The sequence below is a fragment of the Flavobacterium fragile genome, from assembly GCF_023634865.1.
Classification (GTDB): domain Bacteria; phylum Bacteroidota; class Bacteroidia; order Flavobacteriales; family Flavobacteriaceae; genus Flavobacterium; species Flavobacterium fragile.
This window is the reverse complement of the sequence record NZ_JAMLJN010000002.1, coordinates 80,890-103,906: the sequence shown is the minus strand read 5'-3', so window position 1 is coordinate 103,906 and position 23,017 is coordinate 80,890. Positions and strand designations below refer to the sequence as shown.

The window sequence follows — 23,017 nt, the reverse complement described above, 5'->3', positions numbered from 1 at the left end:
AATAGCATAAAAACTCAGTCATATTTTTGACTGGGTTTTTTTGTTTTAGTATTTTTGGAACAGAAATTGCATTTTCATTCTGTAAAATGAATCAACTATGAAAAAAATTGTTCTACTACTTGTTTTATTTGTATCAACCAATTCTTTTGTTGAACAGGAAAATGCATTCACTACTGGAGAATGGTTCAAACTACGTATTCACTACGGGCTTGTAAATGCTGGTTATGCTACTTTAGAAATTAAAGAAGCTATAAAAAATAATAAAAAAGTACATCATGTAGTTGGTAAAGGTTGGACAACTGGAATGACAAAGTTTTTTTTTAAAGTTGACGATAACTACGAAAGCTATTTTGATAAAGAAACCAATAAGCCTTATCAGTTTGTAAGAAGAATAGATGAAGGAGGATATACTAAAAATCAAGAAGGATTTTTTAATCAAGAAAAAAATACGGTTTTAGTAAAGGACTATAAAGGAAAAACAGAACGCACTTTTTCTGTTCCTGAAAATGTTCAAGATATTGTGTCTTCCTTTTATTATTTAAGAAATCACCCTAAAATTGATAAATTAAAAGTGGGAGAATCCATCGCAATCGATATGTTTTTTGATGATGAAACCACAAAGTTTAAGTTAAAATTTATTGGTAGAGAAGATATAAAAACTAAATTTGGGAAAGTTTCCTGTATGGTTTTTAGACCTTATGTACAAGCAGGAAGAGTTTTTAAAGAAGAAGAAAGTTTAACCGTTTGGATATCAGATGACAACAATAAGATTCCAATTCGACTAAAAGCAAGTTTAGCTGTTGGGTCTTTGAAAGCAGATTTAGAATCTTTCAAAGGTTTGAAAAATTCATTTAAAGTTAAAGTAGAAAAATAATGGAAATTACTCCTAAAATTCAAGAACAATTAAATCAACTTCACGAAAAGTTTGAATCGATAAATCAAAACACTTCTACCCATTTAGAAGGATTGCTTTGGTCTAAACCTATAACCTATTGGGATTATATTCAAACCGATGCGCTTTTGAGTCTTCAAACTCAACGTACTACTTTGCCTGATGAAATGGTTTTCGTAATGTATCATCAAGTAAATGAATTGTTGTTTAAAATGATTCTTTGGGAAATGGACCAATTGTGTCATAATGAAAAACCAACTACTGTATATTTTACAGAAAAATTAGGTAGAATTAGCCGTTATTTTGATATGTTAACTACATCTTTTGATATTATGAAAGATGGAATGGAACCAGAACAATATCTAAAGTTTAGAAATACATTAACTCCGGCAAGCGGATTTCAATCGGCACAATATCGATTAATTGAATTCAGTTCTACTGATTTAATTAACTTAATCGATAATCGTTTTAGAGCAACAATTGATAGAAATACACCATATGAACACGCTTTTGAACACTTGTATTGGCAAGCTGCAGGAAAAGATTACCACACAGGTGAAAAATCATATCTGATTTTAGAATTCGAGAGAAAATATAAAAAGATGTTCTTAAATTGGATGGAAGAATATAACACTATCAACTTGTGGAGAAAATTCAAACAACTTCCAGAAGCCGATCAACAAAATCCAGAATTAGTTGCTGCTATGCGCCACTACGACAAAACAGTTAACATCACATGGGTTATGGGGCACTTTAATGCCGCAAAAAAATACATCGAAAGTGTACCTGGAAATCACGAAGCTACAGGGGGAAGTGATTGGAAAAAATACATGTTGCCAAAATACCAAAAAAGGATATTCTTTCCTGAATTGTGGTCAAAAGAAGAGTTAGAAAACTGGGGAGAGTAATCGCATTAAGCATAAAACAAAAAGACATTGAGATATTTAGTATTAGCCATTTTATTTGTTACTTTTTTTACTGCTTGCAATTCTAAAGAAGAATCTGATAAAGCAAAGAAAACATCGGTAAAGAAAGAACCAATTGTCAAAGAATACGGATTTACTTTTAACGACTTCAAAGTGGTTAGAGATACTATTCGTTCGGGTGATACTTTTAGTAAACTATTAGAAAAATTCCCGTTAAAAGATAGTTTGAGAATTCATGACGTTACAGAAAAAGTGAAAGATTCATTTAATCTAAGAAGGATTAAAGCGGGAAAACCTTATATCTTGTTTCTAGATAAGAAAAAACCAAACACTCTTAAAGCATTAGTCTACATAGAAGATAGAATTAGCTATACAGTAGTTGATTTTAGAGATTCAATAGCGGTTTTCAATAAGAAAAAACCCACTACCGTTAAACGAAGAGTTGTAGCAGCTGAGATAGAAGGTTCTTTGTCGGAAACACTAACAAATGCTGGAGTTAGCGCCGCGCTAGGCAATAAGTTAGCAAGTATTTATGCTTATACAGTCGATTTCTTTAAAATTCAAAAAGGAGATAAATTTGCCGTTACAATTAATGAACGTTATATAGAAGATTCTATTTATGTAGGTGTTGAAAGTATTGAAGCTTCTTATTTTGAGCATAAAGGCAAAAAGATTTTTGCATTTCCGTACAAGATAAGCGAAGAACAGAAAAAGTCAGATTATTACGATGAAAATGGAAAAGGATTAAAAAGTATGTTCCTTAAAGCTCCTTTAGATTATTTTCGAATTTCTTCTCGTTTTTCTGGAAGACGTTTTCATCCTGTACAAATGCGATTTAAAGCGCACAATGGAACAGATTATGCAGCTCCTCACGGGACACCAATTAAAACAACTGCATCTGGAATTGTTGAAAGAACAGGTTATACATCAGGAAATGGTAATTATGTTAAAGTAAGACACAGTTCAACTTACGCAACCCAGTATTTACACATGTCAAAAATTTTGGTAAGAAATGGACAACGTGTAACACAAGGTCAAGTTATTGGAAAGGTAGGAAGTACAGGTTTAGCTACAGGTCCGCATGTTTGTTATCGATTTTGGAAAAATGGGGTTCAAGTAGATCCGCTTAGACAAAAATTACCCAATGCAGAACCTTTAAATGCATCTCAAAAGAAAAAATATTTAGCACATATTACTCCTTTAAAAAAAGAATTGGATAGCATAACAGCCATAAAATTTAAAGAATAATGTCACTACCAAAAATTAATCCAACCAAGACGATTACTTGGGAAAGTATTCAATTGCATTTTGAAAAAATGAAAGCAGTATCTATGAAAGATTTGTTTGCTTCAGATGCAAATAGAGCTGAAAAATTTCATATCGAATGGAATAATTTTTTGCTTGATTTTTCAAAAAATATTATCAATCAGGAAACAATCGATTTGCTATTAAATTTAGCTAACGATGTACAACTAAAAGATGCTATTTCGAGTTATTTTCAAGGTGATATCATTAATCAAACCGAGAATAGGGCAGTTTTACATACAGCGCTTCGTGCAAAAGAATCAGCTAATATTTTAGTTGAAGGCGTTAACGTAATACCAGAAGTGTATTCAGTTAAAGATAAAATTAAAAACTTTTCTAACGAGGTTATTTCAGGAAATAAAAAAGGATTTACTGGAAAACCTTTCACAGATATTGTAAACATCGGAATTGGCGGTTCTGATTTGGGTCCGGCCATGATTGTAGAAGCTTTACAATTCTATAAAAATCATTTAAGTGTACATTTTGTTTCTAATGTAGATGGCGATCACGTAAATGAAGTTATTAAAAAGTTAAATCCAGAAACGACTTTATTTGTTGTAGTTTCTAAAACATTCACCACACAAGAAACTTTATCAAATGCTGAAACCATTAGAAGTTGGTTCTTACAATCTGCTTCACAAGAAGATGTGGCAAAGCATTTCGTGGCAGTTTCAACCAACATACAAAAGGTAACCGAATTCGGAATTAATCACGACAATATTTTCCCTATGTGGGATTGGGTAGGAGGTCGTTTTTCGTTATGGAGTGCTGTAGGTTTGTCCGTAAGTTTAGCAGTTGGATTTGATAATTATGATAAATTATTAAAAGGTGCCAACGAGATGGATGAGCACTTCAAAAATGAATCTTTCGATAAAAATATACCTGTAGTTTTGGCCTTATTGAGCATTTGGTATAATAACTTTTTTGGGGCCGAAAGTGAAGCTTTAATTCCGTATACCCAATATTTACAGAAGTTAGCGCCTTATTTGCAACAAGGAATAATGGAAAGTAATGGAAAAAGTATAGGAAGAGATGGAAAGCAGGTTAATTATCAAACGGGAACTATTATTTGGGGAGAACCAGGTACAAATTCTCAACATGCTTTCTTTCAATTAATCCATCAAGGGACTAAATTAATCCCAACAGATTTCATCGGATTTAAACAATCGCTTTATGGCAATAAAGATCACCACGATAAATTAATGTCAAATTTCTTTGCTCAAACAGAAGCTTTGTTGATGGGGAAAACAGAAGAAGAAGTAAAAAGTGAATTTCAATCTCAAGGAATTTCAGGTGAAAAGGCTAACTTTTTATTGCCTTTTAAAGTGTTCTCAGGAAACAAACCAACTAATACCCTTCTTATTGATAAACTAACTCCTGAATCATTAGGCGCTTTAGTAGCTATGTACGAACATAAAATTTTTGTTCAAGGCGTAATATGGAATATTTTTAGTTATGATCAATGGGGAGTTGAATTAGGTAAGCAGTTAGCGAATAGTATTTTGGAGGAAATCAACTCAAAAGAAATTAAAAAACACGATACATCAACAAGTTTTTTACTAAATAAATATATTTTTAAATAATATTCTTTTAAATCATTTTTCTGTTTTGTGTCAGTGTTTACTGTGGTTTTGTAAAATTTCATGACTATACTTTTAATTTCACAACTTATTTGTTAACAATAACTTAACATGTGAATGTAAAATATGTATGAAATTTGCCCCAAAATAACATAAAAGACACAACAAATGAAAATCTTTAAAAATGCTTTCCTGACAGGGTTTTTACTTTTAACCATGTCTGTGTTTTCTCAGTCAAAAATTACAGGTGTTGTAATTGATGGCGAACAAAATCAACCTTTAGTTGGTGCTAGTGTAGTTGTTAAAGGAACTACAGTTGGAGCAGCGGCAGATTTTGATGGTAAATTTGAGCTTTCAACTTCTCAAAAATCTGGAGTTGTTACAATTTCGTTTTTAGGTTTTGTATCTAAGTCAGTACCATTCACTATTACGGGTAATTCAGTAAATTTAGGAAGAATTGTGTTATCACCAGACACAAGTGAATTACAAGAATTAGTTGTAATTGGTAAAGGTATTATTGACGTAGCTAAGGAGAGAAAAACTCCAATTGCTGTTTCTACAATTAAAGCAGTTGAAATCCAAGAAAAAGTGGGTACTGCTGATGTTACTCAAGCAATGGTTAATACACCATCTGTTTACGTAGCTGGACAATCTGGAGGTTATGGAGACTCTAGAATTACTGTGCGTGGTTTCCAGCAAGATAATACCGCTTTCCTTTTAAATGGACAACCAATTAACGGTATGGAAGATGGTAAAATGTACTGGTCTAACTGGTCTGGAATGTCTGATATCGCTAACTTTATCCAAGTTCAGAGAGGTTTGGGTTCTTCAAAATTAGCAATTTCTTCAGTTGGAGGTACAGTTAACTTCGTAACCAAAGCAACTGACAAAAAAGAAGGAGGTTTTGTTTCTATGGGAGTGGCTAACAGTGATTATTTCAAATCAACAGCTGCTTACAATACAGGAATGATGAAAAACGGATTAGGAGTTAGTTTAATGTTGTCTCATTGGCAAGGTGATGGATATAACCAAGGAACTAGAGGAGAAGGACAAAATTATTTTATCTCTTTTGGTTATAAATTGAATGATAGACATAATTTCAATTTCTTAATCACGGGAGCTCCTCAATCTCATGATCAAAATTTCACTAAAAGAATTTCAGATTATTTAGGTTTCGGAAGAAAGTACAATAACAATTATGGTTATTTAAACGGGCAATATATGTCAGAAAGAACAAATTTCTACCACAAACCTGTTGCAAACTTAAACTGGGATTTCAATATCAATAGTACTACTAATTTATCGACTGTATTATATGCTTCATGGGGTCGTGGAGGAGGAACTGGTAACTATGGTAGTGGAAAAAGAAGTATTTCACAAGTAAATCCATACACAGGACAATCTCAAAGTACTTATATCGATTTTGATCAAATTTACGCAAATAACTCTGCTGATGCAGATGGAATAGGAACAAGTTCAAATTATGCAATTAGAGCTTCAATGAATAACCATGCATGGTATGGTGTAGTTTCTAATTTAAAGAAAGAAATCAATAAAAATTTAAATTTAAACTTTGGTTTAGATTTAAGAACATATAATGGAGATCATTACCGTCAAGTTTCAAATTTCTTAGGTTTGAGCGGATGGAGAGAAAGTAGACCTTTAAGAGATAATACTCACATTATCCCTAATCCAAACACTTTGCCAAGTGCTACAAATACGGTTAATCAATCTTATAATATTAATCCTTGGTATGCATTCTTTAATTCTGCTGATGATTCTCAAAAAATTGATTATGATTACAGTGAAACTATTACTTATGGTGGTTTATTTGGTCAAATAGAGTACTCTAATGATAAATTCTCAACTTTCTTCCAAGGAGCTGTTTCTAATCAATCACACCAAAGATTTGATTATTATGATTATCAAGATCAATATCAAGATTCTGAAAAAGTTAATAATGTTGGTTTCAATGTTAAGGGAGGTGCTTCTTATAACATTAATGAACAACATGTAGTTTATGGTAACGCAGGATATTATTCACGTCAACCTTACCACGACAATATTTATTTGAATTTTACTAATCAAGTAAACCCTTTAACTAAAAATGAAAAAGTTTTAGGTTTAGAAGCAGGTTATACTTTCAAGTCAAAAATATTTACGGCTAGTTTAAACGCTTACAGAACGTCATGGGAAGATAGAGTTGTAACAACTTCAACTGTTTTAACTTCTAATACTACAATCGGAACTACAAATTTACTTTCAGGTGATGTTGTAATTTCAGCAAATCAAGGGGTTAAACAAGTTCATACGGGATTAGAGTTAGACTTCGTTTTAAAACCATTTGATAAATTAGATGTTAAAGGTTTTGCTTCTGTAGGTAACTGGGAATATGATGGAAGTGCTATCAGAAGAAGATTTGATGAAAATTTAAATATTTTAGATGAAACTTTAACTGATAACGATGGTGGAAAAGTTGGAGATGCTGCTCAAACAACTTGGGGATTAGGTGCTAAATATGAGGTTTTTGAGCGTTTTTCAGTTGATGCTGATTGGAGAAACTACGACAATTTATATGCTAATGTAGTAACTAAAAACAATTTAGAGTTACCTTCTTATGATTTAGTTGATATGGGTATTTCTTATAAGATGTTAGTTGGTAAAGAAAAACAAAACTCAGTAAACTTTAGATTCAATGTAAATAACTTGTTTGATGAGGTTTATATTTCTGAGTTAACATCTAATATCAAAACTACAGCATTTATTAGTGGTAATTCTGGACCAACTTATCAATCTGCTGGTAGAGTTTATAAAGGTATTGCTGATGGAAACCAAGGTTTCTTTGGTTTCGGAAGAACATGGAATTTTACATTACGTTATAATTTCTAATCAAAGAAAAATAATTTAACAAAACCTCTTACTCTTTTTTGAGTAAGAGGTTTTTTATTTTTACTATATTTGTGTTTCATTAAAAAAAATTAGGTATGTACGAAACTATTCAATCTGTTCACTCTATTTTAGCATACGCTGCTTTAGGGCTTCTGGTGTTAGCATCAGTTAATGCTGTTACAGGATTAACTTCTAAAAAACTTTTCACAGATAAAGACTTACGTTTGTCTTTATTTACACTAATCATTTGCCACATTCAATTATTAGTTGGGCTTATTTTATATTTTGTTTCTCCTTTAGGGTTAGCCCAATTAGGAAACATGAAAGATGCTGCTATGCGCTTGACTTCTTTAGAACACCCTTTAATTAATATTATAGCTCTAGTTTTAATTACAATTGGATGGTCAAAACATAAAAGAGAAGAAAGTAACAATGGTAAATTCAAGAAAATTGCCGTTTTCTATGTGTTAGGTTTAATTTTAATTCTATCTAGACTTCCTTGGTCTAATTGGATCAACTAGTATTTGGTATAATCTTTGGTAATGAGTAAAAAAACAAAAATTATGAGAAAAAATGTTCTATTAATAACGTTAATGTTACTTATTACTGCTTTAGCAGGCTTTTCTAACGAATCCAATTTAAGCTTTGTTAGAAAGGCTTCTTTTTATAATTCTGATAAGAAAAAACAATCTAAAAATTTAGATACGATTAAGAAATCTGATACGCTTAAAGTTGTCGATTCCTTAGCAAATATTAAAACTAAATTTTATAAGAAAAATGTAGAAGCCTCTCATTATTCTGATAAATTAAATGGAAGGCGCACAGCAAGTGGGCAAGTTTTTAGCAATAAAAAATATACAGCAGCTCACAAAACATTAAAATTTGGAACTAAGGTTAAAGTAACTAATATAGCTAATAATAAAAGCGTTATAGTTACAATTAATGATAGAGGTCCTTACACCCGAAGTAGGGAAATTGACATTGCTAAACGCCCGTTCTTAGATATTTCTCATAATAAAGGAAAAACACCTTTACGAGTGATATTGGAAATTGTTGAGAAGTAATTATTTCAAATATTTAAAAGGATTATTACTTAGGTAAGAGTTGTAATAACGTTCGTCAGAAGTGACTTCTTTGCCTAACCAATACGGTTTTTCAAAAGATTCATTTTCCGATTGTAGTTCAATTTCGGCTACAATTAAACCCTCATTTTCACCTAAAAAAACATCAACTTCATAAATGTGTTTTCCAACAGGTATCTCGTAGCGAATTTTATCAATAGCACCCTTTTCACATAGTGGCAATAGTGCTTCGGCTTCCGAAAGTGAAATTTCTTTTTCCCATTCAAAACGACTTATTCCCGACTCGTTTCCCTTGCCTTTTATTGTTAAAAAACCTTTGTCGCCTTTTATTCTAATTCTTACGGTACGATCAGGATTTGAATTTAAATATCCTTGAACAATTCTAAAATGTCTCGTACTTTCTTTTATAAAATCAGTCGAGGTAACTAAAAATTTGCGCTCTATTTCTGTCAAAATTTAATGTTTATTTAGGTATCTAAAATACAAAAAAACATTTCTCTTTGTATCTTTACGATTATTTGACCAAAAATATGAATTTATTTACCAATAAAAATCAACTTTCCCCTGATGAAATTCTTAAAAATTATTTTAATGAATTACAATTATGGCGTAACGAAGAGAATGAAATAGATATTTTGGTTCAATTAGTTAATGCTATTCGGCCAAGAAATCCAAAAAAGTTGCAAGAAATTAGTTTATCTTCTATTATTAAGTTTTTTACTAATAATGATGAGATAAGAATAAATTTTGTGGCCTATTTACAAGCTGTGTTACAAAGTAAAAATTTTGATGCTATTTTAACAGATGCCGGTATTCTTCAAGATACTGATTTTTTCTATGAAGTTAAAAAACGCATTTTTGCTAAAATTTTACCATATCAAGCGCCAAAAGACACCTTACAATATATTTTAAATCAGGTCTTTTATGTGGATTCAGATCCTATTTGGATTAATAAAATTTCGAAATCTGAATTAGAAAAATTGTTTGACTTGCTTCAATTTCAAACTATTTATGAAACGGCAGCTATCAATTCCCCTTTGTATGAAGTAATGCAAGCCCTCAATTTGCTCTCACAAAGAACTAGTGGAAAAGCGTTAGAATCTGATGTTATGAAAATGGTTCCCGAATATGCAGGTTTGGAAAGTCCTTTTGCTGCTTTTGAAAAGGAATTATATGCAATTGAAAATACGATACGAAATAAAGAATCGGAATTTTATACGACTTCATCAGACATCAATTACAAGCAATTATTAGTTTTGTATAAACAATGTAATGAATTTGTCGAGAAAGCCTTTCAAAACTCCTCAAAATATGGAATATCACTGCGTGTAAATCAAAATTTACTCCGTATAAAACAGCAATTATATCGTGTTGGGGTTTTAATTCCTTTATTGGTAATTGACCGACTTGAAGATAAAAAAACAAAATCAATTGAATTAGCTATAAAACTTATTAAATATAATTGTTTAAAGACCAATGTAAGGAAATTATTCGATGAAAGTACACAATTGTTGTCTTATGAAATAACACAACATACCGCAAAAACGGGTGAGCATTACATAACGGAATCCAAAACAGAGTATTTTAAAATGTTATATGCGGCTCTTGGTGGTGGTTTGATAGTTGGATTTTTGTGTATTTTCAAATTGATGTTATCAAAAATAGAAACTAGCGGTTTTGGACACGCTTTTTTGTATAGTATGAATTATTCTTTTGGATTTATTACGATCTATATTTTAGGGTTTACATTAGCAACCAAACAACCCGCGATGACTGCAGCAGCTTTAATTAACGCTTTAGAAGATGGTTTAAAAAGGATGCCAAATGGAGATGGTGAAAAACATAAAAGTTTTGCCATTTTATTCGCACGATTATTCCGTTCGCAGTTTATTGCCTTTGTTGGAAATGTCGTGATGGCTTTTCCAGTGGCGTTTTTAGGGATTTGGCTAATCGATTTAGCTTTTGATTATAATATTGCTGAAAGCAAATGGGAAAAACTCATAACCGATTTAAGTCCGGTACATTCTATGGCGATTTTTCACGCAGCAATTGCTGGTTTCTTCTTGTTTTTGTCAGGAATTATCTCAGGAAGTATTGCAAATCGAGACAAGCATTTTGAAGTGTATTATAGAATTAAAGAGCATCCGTTATTAAAATTGAATTTCGGAAAAGCCAAAGCAGAAAGAATTTCTAAGTGGTACGAACGTTATTGGGCCGGAATTATTTCTAATTTTTGGTTTGGTGTCTTCCTAGGGAGTACAGCTTCGATAGGGTTATTCCTTGGCTTGAATTTAGATATTCGTCATATTACTTTTGCTAGTGGAAATTTAGCTTTGGCTATTTATGGAGCAGATTATATGGTAAATAATGCAATGTTGTTTTGGGGTGTTTTAGGTATAGGAATTATTGGTTTTGTAAACTTTATTGTGAGTTTTAGTTTATCGCTTGGATTAGCATTTCGTTCACGTAATATTCCTTTAGCAGAATTACGCCCTATTATTACTTCGATTAAACAACATTTTCTTAGAAAACCTATGAGTTTCTTTTTTCCTACTGAGTAAATATGAATCAACACTACCGAAAAATTATACACGTAGACATGGATGCGTTTTATGCATCGGTAGAGCAAATGGACAATCCTGAGTTGAAAGGAAAGCCTTTGGCTGTTGGTGGAAGCGAAGTTCGTGGCGTAGTTTCAGCAGCAAGTTACGAAGCTAGAAAATTTGGAGTTCGAAGTGCCATTAGCGGTATTCAAGCGAAGAAATTGTGTCCCGATTTGATTTTCGTGCGACCAAGATTTGATCGTTACAAAGAAATTTCAAAGAAAATCAGAAAGATATTCCACGAGTATACCGATTTAGTCGAACCATTATCGCTCGATGAAGCCTATTTAGACGTTACCGAAAATAAAAAAGGCAATCCCAGCGCCACTTTAATTGCTCAAGAAATAAGAAAACGCATTTTTGATGAAGTTGGACTTACGGCTTCGGCAGGAATTTCCGTAAATAAATTCGTAGCTAAAATCGCTTCCGATTATAACAAGCCTAACGGACAAAAAACGGTAAATCCCGATGAAGTTGAAGCATTTTTAGAAAAGTTAGACATTAAAAAGTTCTATGGTGTAGGAAAGGTAACGGCTGAAAAAATGTATCAACTAGGTATATTCACAGGTTATGATTTAAAGCAAAAACCGTTAGATTATTTAGAGAAACACTTTGGAAACAGTGGTTTTCATTATTACCAAATTTGTCGTGGCATTCATAATAGCCCAGTAAAACCAAATCGTAAGATAAAATCTGTTGGAGCGGAACGTACATTTGGAGAAAATTTATCTTCCGAAATATTCATGGAAGAACGTTTGCAAAGCATCGCCAAAGAACTAGAAAGACGCCTACAAAAGAGCAAAATTTCAGGCAAGACCATCACGCTAAAAATAAAATATTCCGATTTCACCTTACAAACTCGAAGCAAAACGCTACCTTATTATGTAAGTGATAAAAACATCATTTTAGACGTTGCCAAAGATTTACTTTACCAAGAACGCTTAAGAAACTCCGTAAGATTATTAGGAATTTCTATCCATAATTTAAACAACGAAGAAAAAGCCAAAACCGATTTACTGCAAAAAAGTGTTTCGGTGCAATTGAAGTTTGAGTTTTAAAAAAAGCAAAAAAATTCCGTTTTGAAATTTCAAAACGGAATTTATATTAATGAAAGACAAATCTTATTCTATTTCAGAAACACGCATCGTGTTTACCATTCCTTTTGCTACGATAGGCATTGCAGCTAAGTTGACCACCATATCGCCTTTTTTCACGTATTTCTTTTCTTTACAAATCGTGTTGATGTCGTCAATGGTGTCGTCTGTACTTACAAGTTTATCATAGAAGTAGGCTCTAACACCCCATAACAGGTTTAATTGTGTTAAAATACGCTTGTTTGAAGTAAATACTAAAATATGTGATTTTGGTCGCCATGCCGAAATTTGAAACGCTGTGTAACCTGAATTTGTAAGAGTTGTAATCGCTTTAGCATTAATGGTGTCTGCCATTAGCGAAGCGTGATAACAAATAGATTTTGTAATATAACGTTGGTTTTTTACTTGTGGTTGCGATAACGGAACTTTAATTAGTGGCGAATCTTCTACACTTTCAATAATACGTGTCATGGTTTGAATAACTTCTACAGGATAATTTCCTACTGAAGTTTCTCCAGACAACATAACCGCATCAGCTCCGTCCATAACAGAGTTCGCTACGTCGTTTACTTCGGCACGTGTTGGGGTTAATGATGTAATCATTGTTTCCATCATTTGTGTCGCCACAATTACTGGAATACGAGCCGTTTTTGCTCTGTGAATTAATTTTTTCTGAATCAATGGCACTTCTTCTGCTGGCACTTCTACACCTAAATCACCACGAGCCACCATTAAGCCATCACAAAACGCTACTATTTTATCAATGTTTTCAACGGCTTCTGGTTTTTCAATCTTGGCAATAATTGGAATTTTATGATCCGAATGTTCTGCAATCAAATCTTGTAAATCTTCTAAATCTTTTGGAGTTCTTACAAACGATAATGCAATCCAATCTACTTTGTTTTCGATAGCGAATTTAGCATCGCGAATGTCTTTTTCTGTTAAAGCAGGAAGCGAAACTTTTGTATTTGGTAAATTCACACCTTTTTTCGATTTCAAAGGACCACCTTGAACTACTACGGCTTCAACTTCAGTGTTTTTATCGGTTTTAGTTACTTCGAAAATTAATTTTCCGTCGTCTAATAAGATTCTTTCTCCAGGATTTACGTCTTTTGGAAACTCTTTGTAGTTCATGTAAACACGTTCAGCCGTTCCTAAGATATCTTCTGCAGTAGTAAAGGTAATTTTGTCGCCTTTGCTTACTACTACGTCTTCTTTCATTACGCCTACACGTAATTTCGGACCTTGTAAATCGGCTAAGATAGAGGTAGTATAACCAAACTCGTCGTTTAGTTCTCTAATCATGTCAATTCGAGCACTAACATCGGTATAATCAGCGTGCGAAAAGTTAATTCGGAAGACATTAACTCCAGCATCCACCATATTTTTAAGCACTTCTTTTGTACTACAGGCAGGACCTAGCGTAGCTACAATTTTAGTTTTTTTGTTTGTCGGCATTTTAATTAAAAAATTAAATTATTTTTTGATTTTAAGTTTGTAATATCAATGGTATAAACAGTGGTTATATTTTTGATTTTTTGTATTTTATCGATAATTTCTTCTGCGTCAAAGCCATAGTCGATATTTTCAATTTTAATCAAATAATCTGCTTTTTTATATTCTGGAAGTAAAAAAACGGTAATGTCAACTTGTTCAAAAAGGGAACTTGTTTGTTTGTTTGAATTGATAATCGTAGTTTTATTTTCGATTAAGGTCCAAATTACATCGTTCTTTTCATCATCAAATACAAAATTTTCAAAAGCGCTTTTTCCCTCCGCAATAGCGATTTCTACGTAGTTATCATTTTTTTGTAACTGCAATCCCAATTCCTTGTTTAAGCAATACGCCAATTTGTAATCTTCTAAAGATGAATGAATGGCGATTAACTCATAATCATCTGAAATAAAATCGTTTATTTGAATTTTATGAATGGCCATTTTCCAAAATTGAGTGGTAAAGATAAGGTTAAATTCACTTAAAAACTACCTGTTTAGCAGTTCTTAACGATAATTTATAAACGCAAACGTTTGAGTTAAGGAATTATTTTTTTATAATTTTTTCTTGAAAAGCAAAATACGCTCTTTGAGCTGCTTTTTCTTCTGCTTTTTTCTTTGAAGTTGCTCTAGCTTTAGCAACTATTTTATGATTTATTGATAATTTTACACTGAAATATTTCTGTCCTTCTTGTCCGTTGTCTTCAATAAAATCAAAAGCAAAAGGTGCTTTTTCTTTTTGACACCATTCTATAATTAAACTTTTGTAACTGATTACTTTGCCTTCCAATTTAGCAATGTCAACATATTGTTTAATAATTTTGTTTTGGATGAATTTTTCGCAATAGGCAAAGCCTTTATCTAAGTAAATAGCGCCAATAAAAGCTTCAAACAAATTACCATGAATGTTTTCCCCAAACTGACTAGAGTTGACTTTACTTTCTACAAATTGTAATAAGTTGAAATCACGACCTAGTTCATTCAAATGTTCTCTGCTTACAATTTTAGAGCGCATTTTTGTCAGATAACCTTCATCACCAGATGGAACTTCGTTATATAAATGTGCCGCAATAACACTTCCTAACATGGCATCTCCAAGAAATTCTAAACGCTCGTAATTAAATGGATTTCCTTTTTCATCTAATTTATTGGCAGAACGATGGGTGAACGCTTTTCGATAATATTTTAATTCTTTGGGTTCAAATCCAAGGATTTTGGTAATTTTTTCAAAAAAAATCCCGTCTTCTTGAGAACGGGAATTTTTTCGTATTTTATTTAATAAACGACGCATGTTTAGTTCTCAAATTTTTTGAATAAAACACAAGCGTTATGTCCACCAAATCCAAAAGTATTACTCATAGCTACTTTAATTTCGCGTTTTTGCGCTTTGTTTAAAGTTAAGTTTAACGATGGATCAATGTTTTCGTCTACAGTAGTATGATTAATTGTTGGAGGTACAATTCCGTGTTGCATAGCTAAGATAGAAGCAATTGCTTCTATTGCACCAGCTGCACCAAGTAAGTGACCTGTCATTGATTTAGTGGAATTAATATTGATGTTTTTAGCATGATCACCAAAAACGGCTTTAATCGCTTTTAATTCAGCTACATCTCCAAGAGGCGTTGAAGTTCCGTGTGTGTTTATATGGTCTACGTCTTCTGGTTTTAAGCCAGCGTCACGTAAACAGTTTTCCATTACAGCAATTACTCCAATTCCTTCAGGGTGAGGAGCCGTTAAGTGATATGCATCAGAAGATAAACCACCACCACCTACCTCGCAGTAGATTTTAGCACCACGCGCAATCGCATGTTCGTATTCTTCTAATACTAAAGCACCAGCACCTTCCCCTAAAACAAATCCGTCACGAGTAGCATCAAATGGTCTTGAAGCTGTTTCTGGACTATCGTTTCTTGTTGATAATGCTTGCATTGAGTTAAACCCGCCCATACCTGCAATGGTTACCGCTGCTTCAGAACCTCCAGAAACAATAACGTCACACATTCCTAAACGTATGTAGTTGAACGCATCTACTAACGCATTAGCTGAAGAAGCGCATGCAGAAACCGTAGTATAGTTAGGTCCCATGAAACCATTTCGCATAGAAATATGTCCAGGAGCAATATCAGCAATCATTTTTGGAATAAAGAATGGATTAAAACGCGGTGTACCATCACCGGCGGCATAATTCATTACTTCGTCTTGGAACGTTTGTAAACCTCCAATACCTGCTCCCCAAATAACACCAACTCTGTGTTTATTTACATTTTCTAATGAAATACCCGCATCTTTGATGGCTTCATCGCTAGCAACAATTGCATATTGAGCAAACTTATCCATTCTGCGAACCTCTTTCTTGTCGATAAAATCTTCTACATTGAAATTTTTAATCTCACATGCAAATTTGGTTTTATGCTTTTCAGTATCGTAATAAGTAATAGGGGCAGCTCCACTTTTTCCGTTCACAAGACCATCCCAATATTCTTGAAGAGTATTTCCTATAGGAGTTAGCGCTCCAAGTCCTGTTACAACAACACGCTTTAATTGCATATTCTAATTTTTAAAAAATCGTTTAAACAAATAATACCCGTGTTTTCTTTAATTATTGTGAGTAAAGAGACAAGGGTATTTCAATATATTGTGATTGAAATTCAATCAAAAATAGTCTAATTTTCTTAAAATAATAAAAACCCGTATGCCAAAATAAGCACACGGGTGATTTATTTATTATTTTTTAGCTTCTTCGATGTAAGAAATAGCTTGACCTACAGTAGCAATGTTTTCAGCTTGGTCGTCTGGAATTTGAATATCAAATTCTTTTTCGAACTCCATAATTAGCTCAACAGTGTCTAATGAATCAGCTCCTAAATCGTTTGTGAAGCTAGCTTCAGCTACAACTTCATTTTCGTCAACGCCTAATTTGTCTACGATAATCGCTTTTACTCTTGATGCAATGTCTGACATAATCTTTAATTTTTAATTTAATTTGTTGGCAAAAATAAAAAACTTTATTTTAAAACCACCTTTTTGTTACTAAATGTGACTACGAAAATAAAAAAAATTATTCACAAAGGCTTCTTTTTTTTATTTTTTACCAATTATTATTCTTTTTTTTGTGGAAAGAAATCGATACAAAAATGAAGAATATTGTACTTTTTGCTTCTGGTAATGGCTCTAACGCAGAAGAAATAATAAAATACTTTAAAAACAGTAAAAATGCGAAAGTTGTGGCTCTTTTTTCTAATAAATCAGACGCTAAAGTGTTAGATCGAGCAAAAAATCATGAGATTCCATCGGTGGTTTTTAATAAAGCACAGTTAAATGAAGGTTTTGTGTTGGAACAATTGCATCAATTTCAACCTGATTTAATCGTTTTAGCCGGATTTCTTCTAAAATTTCCCGAGTCTATATTAAAAGAATATCCAAAAGTAATCAATATTCATCCTGCTTTATTACCAAAATACGGCGGAAAAGGTATGTATGGCATGAATGTACATCAAGCGGTTTTGGAAAATAAAGAAAAAGAAACAGGGATTACCATTCATTATGTAAACGAACATTACGATGAGGGTGAATTTATTTTTCAAAAATCTGTAAATATTGAAGATTGTAAAACTCCAGAAGAAATTGCGCAAAAAGTACATGAATTAGAACATCTATACTTTCCAGAAGTTATCGCAAATATATTAATGTCATCTCGAGCGGAGTCGAGAGGCTAAATTCTAAATTTAAATTTTGTCACACGAAGTTCACATATACACAGACGGCGCTGCCAAGGGAAATCCTGGGCCGGCTGGTTATGGCGTGGTGATGGAACTAGTGGGAACTCCGTATAAAAAAGAATTTTATGAAGGTTTCCGATTGTCGACCAACAATAGAATGGAATTATTAGCGGTAATTGTAGGTTTAGAAAAATTAAAAAACCCAAAAACTAAAGTTTTAGTGGTTTCGGATTCTAAATATGTAGTGGATGCGGTAGAAAAACGCTGGGTATTTCAATGGGAAAAAATCAACTTCAAAGCTAAGAAAAACCCTGATTTATGGATGCGCTTCTTAAAAGTGTATCGAAAACATCAAGTCGATTTTCAATGGATTAAAGGACACAACAATCATCCTCAAAATGAACGTTGTGATCAATTAGCGGTTATGGCATCACAACAAGAAAAATTATCAATAGACGAATTTTACGAAAGAGAAGAAGGGAAGTTGTTGTAGTGTATTAACTTTTAAACACATAAACTTTTAAACTTCTAAACAAAAACTTATCTTTGCACCTTATTTCAAATTCATATTGATGAACAAATTATTGATAGTAGGAACAGTAGCTTTTGATGCTATTGAAACACCTTTCGGGAAAACGGATAAAATTTTAGGAGGAGCCGCAACTTACATTGGTTTGGCGTCTAACTTTTTTAATGTAGATGCGGCAGTAGTTTCTGTGGTTGGGGAAGATTTTCCAAAGGAATATTTAGATTTATTAGAAAACAAAGGAGTAAATATCGAAGGAATCGAAATCGTAAAAGGTGGAAAAACCTTCTTTTGGAGCGGGAAATACCACAACGATTTAAATTCTCGTGATACTTTAGTGACAGAATTAAATGTTTTGGCAGATTTTAATCCAGTAGTGCCACAAGCATATAAAAACTCAGATGTAGTTTTATTAGGAAACTTACACCCAATTGTACAATCAGGTGTTTTAAACCAAATGTCTGAAAGACCAAAATTAGTTGTTTTAGACACCATGAATTTTTGGATGGATTGTGCGTTACCAGAATTATTAGACGTAATCAAACGTGTAGATGTAATCACCATCAACGATGAAGAAGCGCGTCAATTATCAGGAGAATATTCTTTGGTAAAAGCGGCAGCTAAAATTCATACAATGGGACCAAAGTATGTGGTAATCAAAAAAGGAGAACACGGTGCTTTATTGTTCCATAACAAAGAGGTTTTCTTTGCTCCAGCGTTACCATTAGAAGAAGTGTTTGATCCAACAGGAGCTGGCGATACTTTCGCTGGAGGTTTTGCGGGTTACATTGCGCAATCAGAAAATATTTCATTCGATAACATGAAGAATGCGATTATTTATGGTTCTAACTTAGCGTCTTTCTGTGTGGAGAAATTTGGAACAGAAAGAATGGAAGCTTTAGATAAAAAAGAAGTAAACTCGCGTTTGCAACAGTTTAAAGCTTTAACACAATTTGAAATCGAATTAGAAGAATAAAAACGTGCCTCGAATTTTCGGGGCATTTTTTGTTTTAGAATAAAATAAGAATTACAACAACCTACAACAACACAACAACTTATGAGTGACGCAATCAAACACGAATGTGGAATTGCACTACTGCGATTAAAAAAACCGTTAGAATTCTATAAGGAAAAATACGGAACTGCTTTTTATGGAGTACAAAAAATGTACTTATTAATGGAAAAGCAACACAACCGTGGTCAAGACGGAGCCGGATTGGCAAGTATTAAATTAGATGTAAATCCAGGTGAGCGATACATTAGTCGTATTCGTTCTAATGATCCGCAACCAATTAAAGATATCTTTGCTCAAATCAACGAACGCATCAGCGGCGAACTAGAAGCACATCCTGAATATCAGAATAATGTGGCACTTCAAAAACAAAATATTCCGTATGTGGGTGAAGTGTTTTTAGGTCACGTCCGTTACGGGACTTTTGGTAAAAACAGTATCGAAAGTGTACACCCATTTTTACGTCAAAACAATTGGATGCACCGAAATCTAATCGTAGCGGGGAACTTTAACATGACGAATGTGAAAGAGTTGTTCCAAAACTTAATCGATTTAGGCCAACATCCTAAACAAATGGCCGATACGGTTACGGTAATGGAGAAAATCGGACATTTCTTAGATGATGAGGTGACACATTTGTATAAAGAATGCAAAAACGAAGGTTTTTCCAAAAAAGACGCTTCCCCAATTATTGGTGAACGATTGAATATCCAACGAATTTTAGAACGCGCCTCTCGTAATTGGGATGGTGGTTATGCTATGGCTGGTTTATTAGGTCACGGCGATTCATTCGTTATGCGCGATCCAGCCGGAATTCGTCCTGCTTTCTTTTATGAAGATGATGAAATAGTGGTGGTAGCTTCAGAACGTCCAGTAATTCAAACGGTTTTCAATGTACCTTTCGAAAAAGTTCAAGAATTAGATCCTGGAAGTGCTATCATTATCAAGAAAAATGGTAAAGTTTCTATTGAAGAAGTTAGAACTCCATTGGTAAAGAAAGCGTGTTCGTTTGAACGTATTTATTTCTCTCGTGGAAGTGATGCCGAAATTTACCAAGAGCGAAAAGAACTAGGAAGATTAATTTTCCCAAGTGTTTTAAAATCTATCGATAACGACACAGATAACACCGTTTTCTCTTATATTCCAAACACAGCTGAAACTTCTTTTTACGGAATGTGTGAAGCGGCTCAAGATTTCTTGAACCAAAGAAAAGCGAAAGCAATTATAGAGCAAAAAGATACGTTAACAGAAGATACTCTAAAAGAATTACTTTCAGTAAAAATTAGAACCGAAAAAATAGCCATTAAAGATGCGAAACTAAGAACGTTTATTACAGAAGATAGTAGTCGCGATGATTTAGTGGCTCACGTGTATGATGTAACGTACGGAGTAGTAAAACCAACCGATAATTTGGTAATTATTGATGATAGTATTGTGCGAGGAACTACCTTAAAACAAAGTATTATTAAAATGATGGATCGTTTGCATCCAAAGAAAATTGTTGTAGTTTCATCAGCACCTCAAATTCGTTATCCCGATTGTTACGGAATCGATATGGCGAAATTAGAAGGTTTAGTAGCGTTTAGAGCTGCTTTAGAATTACTGAAAGAACGCAACTTATATCATATAGTAGAGGAGGTTTATCAAAAGTCAAAAGCACAAGAAGATTTTAGTGATGCTGATGTAGTGAATTATGTAAAAGAAATTTATGCACCTTTTACAGATCAAGAAATTTCAGATAAAATTGCCGAAATGCTTACGCCAGATGATACTAAAGCAGAAGTAAAAATTATTTATCAAACGGTGGAAGATTTGCATAAAGCATGTCCAAAGAATTTAGGCGATTGGTATTTCACTGGCGATTACCCAACAGATGGAGGAAATCGTGTAGTAAATAGAGCTTTTATGAATTTTTATGAAGGGAAAGATGCGAGAGCCTATTAAAAATGAGGTTTGTCGTATTTTTTTTTCGATTAACATTTTTTTTCGATAAAATTGAAAATATCCTTCTATTTTAGCACAGCCATAAAGTTAGTAGGTTAAAGTTTATGGCAGATTTGGGGTAAAAGAGTACGATATCTGTACTCTTTTTTTGTTTAAACTTTTCTTAGATTAATAGAATCAAAAAATTGTATAAAAATGCATTTCATCGTTTTTTTTTATACGTTTATCAATTTTTTTGTGTAAGTGCATTATTCTATTCTAATTTAGTACTACCAAAAAATTAGTAGGTTAAATTTTATGGTAGATTTGGGGCAAAAAGGGTACGCTATGCGTGCCTTTTTTATTACCCAAAAAGAAATGAATAATAGAAAAAAATTAACTTATTTTATTTTCTAAAACGCATTTCATCGAGTTTTTGTGTTGTTCAACAATTTTTTTCGTTACAAACGATTTACTGTTCTATCTTAGCTTTACCAAAAAATTAGTAGGTTAAATTTTATGGTAGATTTGGGGCAAAAAGGGTACGCTATGCGTGCCTTTTTTTATTACCCAAAAAGAAATAAATTTGTTTGAGAAAGTAAAAAATTAATTTATTTTACTCTTCAAAAACGCATTTCATCGAGTTTTTGTGTTATTCAACAATTTTTTTCGTCACACAAGATATACTGTTCTACTTTAGTTCTACCAGAAAATTAGTAGGTTAAGTTTTATGGTAGATTTGGGGCAAAAAGGGTGAAAGCAATTTCACCTTTTTTAATTTGATTAATTTGTTAACAAAAAAAGGTGAGGGTTCTTCAACTCTCACCTTTAGCATTTTTATAAAGATTATTTCAATGCAGAAAAACGTTTTGCAACCTCTGTCCAATTAATTACATTAAAGAATGCTTCAATATAATCTGGACGACGGTTTTGATAGTGTAAGTAGTAAGCATGTTCCCAAACATCCATTCCTAATATGGGTTGTCCGCCACAAGCAACACCTGGCATTAATGGGTTGTCTTGATTTGGAGTAGAACAAACTTCTAATTTGCCATCTTTCACACATAACCAAGCCCATCCTGAACCAAAACGAGTTGCACCCGCTTTAGCAAACTCTGCTTTGAAAGCGTCAAAAGAACCAAAAGCAGCATCAATAGCAGTAGCTAATTCACCTGTTGGTAAACCACCTCCGTTTGGAGACATAATTTCCCAAAACATAGTGTGATTATAATGTCCACCACCATTGTTACGAACTGCCATGTTGTTCATGTCCAAATTTTTCATCAAATCTTCAATAGATTTTCCTTCTAAATCTGTTCCAGCGATTGCAGCGTTTAAGTTGGTAACGTATGCATTGTGGTGCTTAGAATGGTGAATTTCCATCGTTCTAGCGTCAATATGTGGTTCTAATGCATCGTATGCATAAGGTAATTGTGGTAATTCAAAAGCCATAATATTTAATTTTTAGATTAATAATATTTTCACCAAATTTACAAATTAAACTTCGGATTCAAAAATAGATAGTTCTTATACCACTATTAGTAAGATAAATATAACATTTATCAATAACAGTTTCTTTTAAAACACTGATTCTTTTGTCAAAAAAATTAATTAGAATTTCTTATTCGATTCATAAAAGGATATTTTTTGCAATACTCTACATTTACGATTTGTCCTATCTGATATTTCTCATCATAACTTGGATTCTTGTATTTTTTGCCATTAACTTCAAATTCATAATAATAAGAGAACATGTTTGTTAGGTGAGAACCTCTTGAATTTTCTTTTTCATTAATTATAATCCCAGTTGTGTTTTTTACATCAATAACATCTAATAAGGGTCTGTAAACTAAAACATTTCTATTTAAAAAAAGTAAAAAGAGTAATAATAAGACCAGTAACATTCTCTTTAAATTTCGTTTTATATTTCGTTCCATTTTTATTTTTCCCAAGTTTGTTTTAATAATTTATAG

Annotated in this window: 21 protein-coding genes; 13 read left to right on the top strand and 8 right to left on the bottom strand. The window is 32.7% G+C overall.

Going from position 1 to position 23,017, the window contains the following annotated elements; genetic code table 11:
- The first annotated feature begins 97 nt into the window (after positions 1 to 97).
- The 7 genes from NAT47_RS02905 to NAT47_RS02875 all read left to right on the top strand — a co-directional run bounded on the left by NAT47_RS02905 (position 98) and on the right by NAT47_RS02875 (position 8,656).
- The gene (locus NAT47_RS02905; protein ID WP_250580117.1) at positions 98 to 874 is read left to right on the top strand and encodes a DUF3108 domain-containing protein; all 777 of its coding nucleotides are present in this window, start codon (positions 98 to 100) and stop codon (positions 872 to 874) included.
- On the top strand, positions 874 to 1,800 hold the full coding sequence (locus NAT47_RS02900) for a tryptophan 2,3-dioxygenase family protein (protein ID WP_250580116.1): 927 nt from the start codon (positions 874 to 876) through the stop codon (positions 1,798 to 1,800). The genes NAT47_RS02905 and NAT47_RS02900 overlap by 1 nt, the downstream gene beginning before the upstream one ends.
- A 27-nt stretch (positions 1,801 to 1,827) precedes the next feature.
- Positions 1,828 to 3,066 carry a peptidoglycan DD-metalloendopeptidase family protein gene (locus NAT47_RS02895; RefSeq protein WP_250580115.1) on the top strand — a complete coding sequence of 413 codons (1,239 nt, stop codon included), beginning with the start codon at positions 1,828 to 1,830 and terminating at the stop codon, positions 3,064 to 3,066.
- Complete coding sequence (pgi, locus tag NAT47_RS02890; RefSeq protein WP_250580114.1) at positions 3,066 to 4,706, top strand: glucose-6-phosphate isomerase; 1,641 nt, start codon at positions 3,066 to 3,068, stop codon at positions 4,704 to 4,706. Before NAT47_RS02895 ends, pgi begins: the two co-directional genes overlap by 1 nt.
- Positions 4,707 to 4,871: 165 nt before the next feature.
- On the top strand, positions 4,872 to 7,592 hold the full coding sequence (locus NAT47_RS02885) for a TonB-dependent receptor (protein WP_250580113.1): 2,721 nt from the start codon (positions 4,872 to 4,874) through the stop codon (positions 7,590 to 7,592).
- Between the two features lie 95 nt (positions 7,593 to 7,687).
- On the top strand, positions 7,688 to 8,113 hold the full coding sequence (locus NAT47_RS02880; RefSeq protein ID WP_250580112.1) for a hypothetical protein: 426 nt from the start codon (positions 7,688 to 7,690) through the stop codon (positions 8,111 to 8,113).
- A gap of 21 nt (positions 8,114 to 8,134) precedes the next feature.
- Positions 8,135 to 8,656: a septal ring lytic transglycosylase RlpA family protein gene (locus NAT47_RS02875; RefSeq protein WP_250580111.1), complete on the top strand. Its 522-nt coding sequence runs from the start codon at positions 8,135 to 8,137 to the stop codon at positions 8,654 to 8,656.
- On the opposite strand, the gene NAT47_RS02870 is transcribed toward NAT47_RS02875, so the two are convergent.
- Positions 8,657 to 9,127, bottom strand: a complete 471-nt coding sequence (locus tag NAT47_RS02870; RefSeq protein WP_250580110.1) for a CYTH domain-containing protein — start codon at positions 9,125 to 9,127, stop codon at positions 8,657 to 8,659.
- A 77-nt stretch (positions 9,128 to 9,204) separates the two neighbouring features.
- Here NAT47_RS02870 and NAT47_RS02865 point away from each other — a divergent pair, with 77 nt between their 5' ends.
- Together NAT47_RS02865 and dinB are read left to right on the top strand one after the other, a co-directional pair.
- A complete protein-coding gene (locus NAT47_RS02865) occupies positions 9,205 to 11,235 on the top strand; it encodes a site-specific recombinase (RefSeq protein WP_250580108.1) in 2,031 nt (676 codons plus the stop codon).
- 2 nt (positions 11,236 to 11,237) lie between these two features.
- Positions 11,238 to 12,335, top strand: coding sequence for a DNA polymerase IV (gene dinB, locus NAT47_RS02860; protein ID WP_250580101.1), 1,098 nt, complete (start codon positions 11,238 to 11,240; stop codon positions 12,333 to 12,335).
- A gap of 63 nt (positions 12,336 to 12,398) precedes the next feature.
- Here dinB and pyk read toward each other — a convergent pair whose 3' ends face one another.
- From pyk to NAT47_RS02835, 5 genes are all read right to left on the bottom strand, one after another.
- Positions 12,399 to 13,829 carry a pyruvate kinase gene (gene pyk / locus NAT47_RS02855; RefSeq protein WP_250580099.1) on the bottom strand — a complete coding sequence of 477 codons (1,431 nt, stop codon included), beginning with the start codon at positions 13,827 to 13,829 and terminating at the stop codon, positions 12,399 to 12,401.
- Positions 13,830 to 13,834: 5 nt separating this feature from the next.
- Positions 13,835 to 14,308, bottom strand: coding sequence for an IPExxxVDY family protein (locus tag NAT47_RS02850; RefSeq protein WP_250580097.1), 474 nt, complete (start codon positions 14,306 to 14,308; stop codon positions 13,835 to 13,837).
- A gap of 103 nt (positions 14,309 to 14,411) precedes the next feature.
- Positions 14,412 to 15,155 carry a ribonuclease III gene (gene rnc, locus NAT47_RS02845; protein ID WP_250580095.1) on the bottom strand — a complete coding sequence of 248 codons (744 nt, stop codon included), beginning with the start codon at positions 15,153 to 15,155 and terminating at the stop codon, positions 14,412 to 14,414.
- A 2-nt stretch (positions 15,156 to 15,157) separates the two neighbouring features.
- Positions 15,158 to 16,411 (bottom strand): beta-ketoacyl-ACP synthase II, encoded by a 1,254-nt coding sequence (gene fabF / locus NAT47_RS02840; protein WP_250580092.1) that lies wholly within the window; start codon positions 16,409 to 16,411, stop codon positions 15,158 to 15,160.
- Between the two features lie 177 nt (positions 16,412 to 16,588).
- Positions 16,589 to 16,825 carry an acyl carrier protein gene (locus NAT47_RS02835; protein WP_002988156.1) on the bottom strand — a complete coding sequence of 79 codons (237 nt, stop codon included), beginning with the start codon at positions 16,823 to 16,825 and terminating at the stop codon, positions 16,589 to 16,591.
- A 173-nt stretch (positions 16,826 to 16,998) separates the two neighbouring features.
- Between NAT47_RS02835 and purN the strand changes: the two genes are divergently transcribed.
- The 4 genes from purN to NAT47_RS02815 all read left to right on the top strand — a co-directional run bounded on the left by purN (position 16,999) and on the right by NAT47_RS02815 (position 21,065).
- Complete coding sequence (purN, locus tag NAT47_RS02830) at positions 16,999 to 17,580, top strand: phosphoribosylglycinamide formyltransferase (RefSeq protein WP_250580082.1); 582 nt, start codon at positions 16,999 to 17,001, stop codon at positions 17,578 to 17,580.
- Positions 17,581 to 17,596: 16 nt separating this feature from the next.
- Positions 17,597 to 18,076: a ribonuclease HI gene (gene rnhA, locus NAT47_RS02825; protein WP_250580080.1), complete on the top strand. Its 480-nt coding sequence runs from the start codon at positions 17,597 to 17,599 to the stop codon at positions 18,074 to 18,076.
- A gap of 79 nt (positions 18,077 to 18,155) precedes the next feature.
- Positions 18,156 to 19,085, top strand: a complete 930-nt coding sequence (locus tag NAT47_RS02820) for a PfkB family carbohydrate kinase (protein WP_250580067.1) — start codon at positions 18,156 to 18,158, stop codon at positions 19,083 to 19,085.
- Positions 19,086 to 19,166: 81 nt separating this feature from the next.
- Positions 19,167 to 21,065: an amidophosphoribosyltransferase gene (locus tag NAT47_RS02815; RefSeq protein WP_250580065.1), complete on the top strand. Its 1,899-nt coding sequence runs from the start codon at positions 19,167 to 19,169 to the stop codon at positions 21,063 to 21,065.
- 825 nt (positions 21,066 to 21,890) lie between these two features.
- On the opposite strand, the gene NAT47_RS02810 is transcribed toward NAT47_RS02815, so the two are convergent.
- A complete protein-coding gene (locus NAT47_RS02810) occupies positions 21,891 to 22,496 on the bottom strand; it encodes a superoxide dismutase (RefSeq protein ID WP_250580063.1) in 606 nt (201 codons plus the stop codon).
- Positions 22,497 to 22,651: 155 nt separating this feature from the next.
- On the bottom strand, positions 22,652 to 22,981 hold the full coding sequence (locus NAT47_RS02805) for a hypothetical protein (protein WP_250580061.1): 330 nt from the start codon (positions 22,979 to 22,981) through the stop codon (positions 22,652 to 22,654).
- Between the last annotated feature and the right edge of the window lie 36 nt (positions 22,982 to 23,017).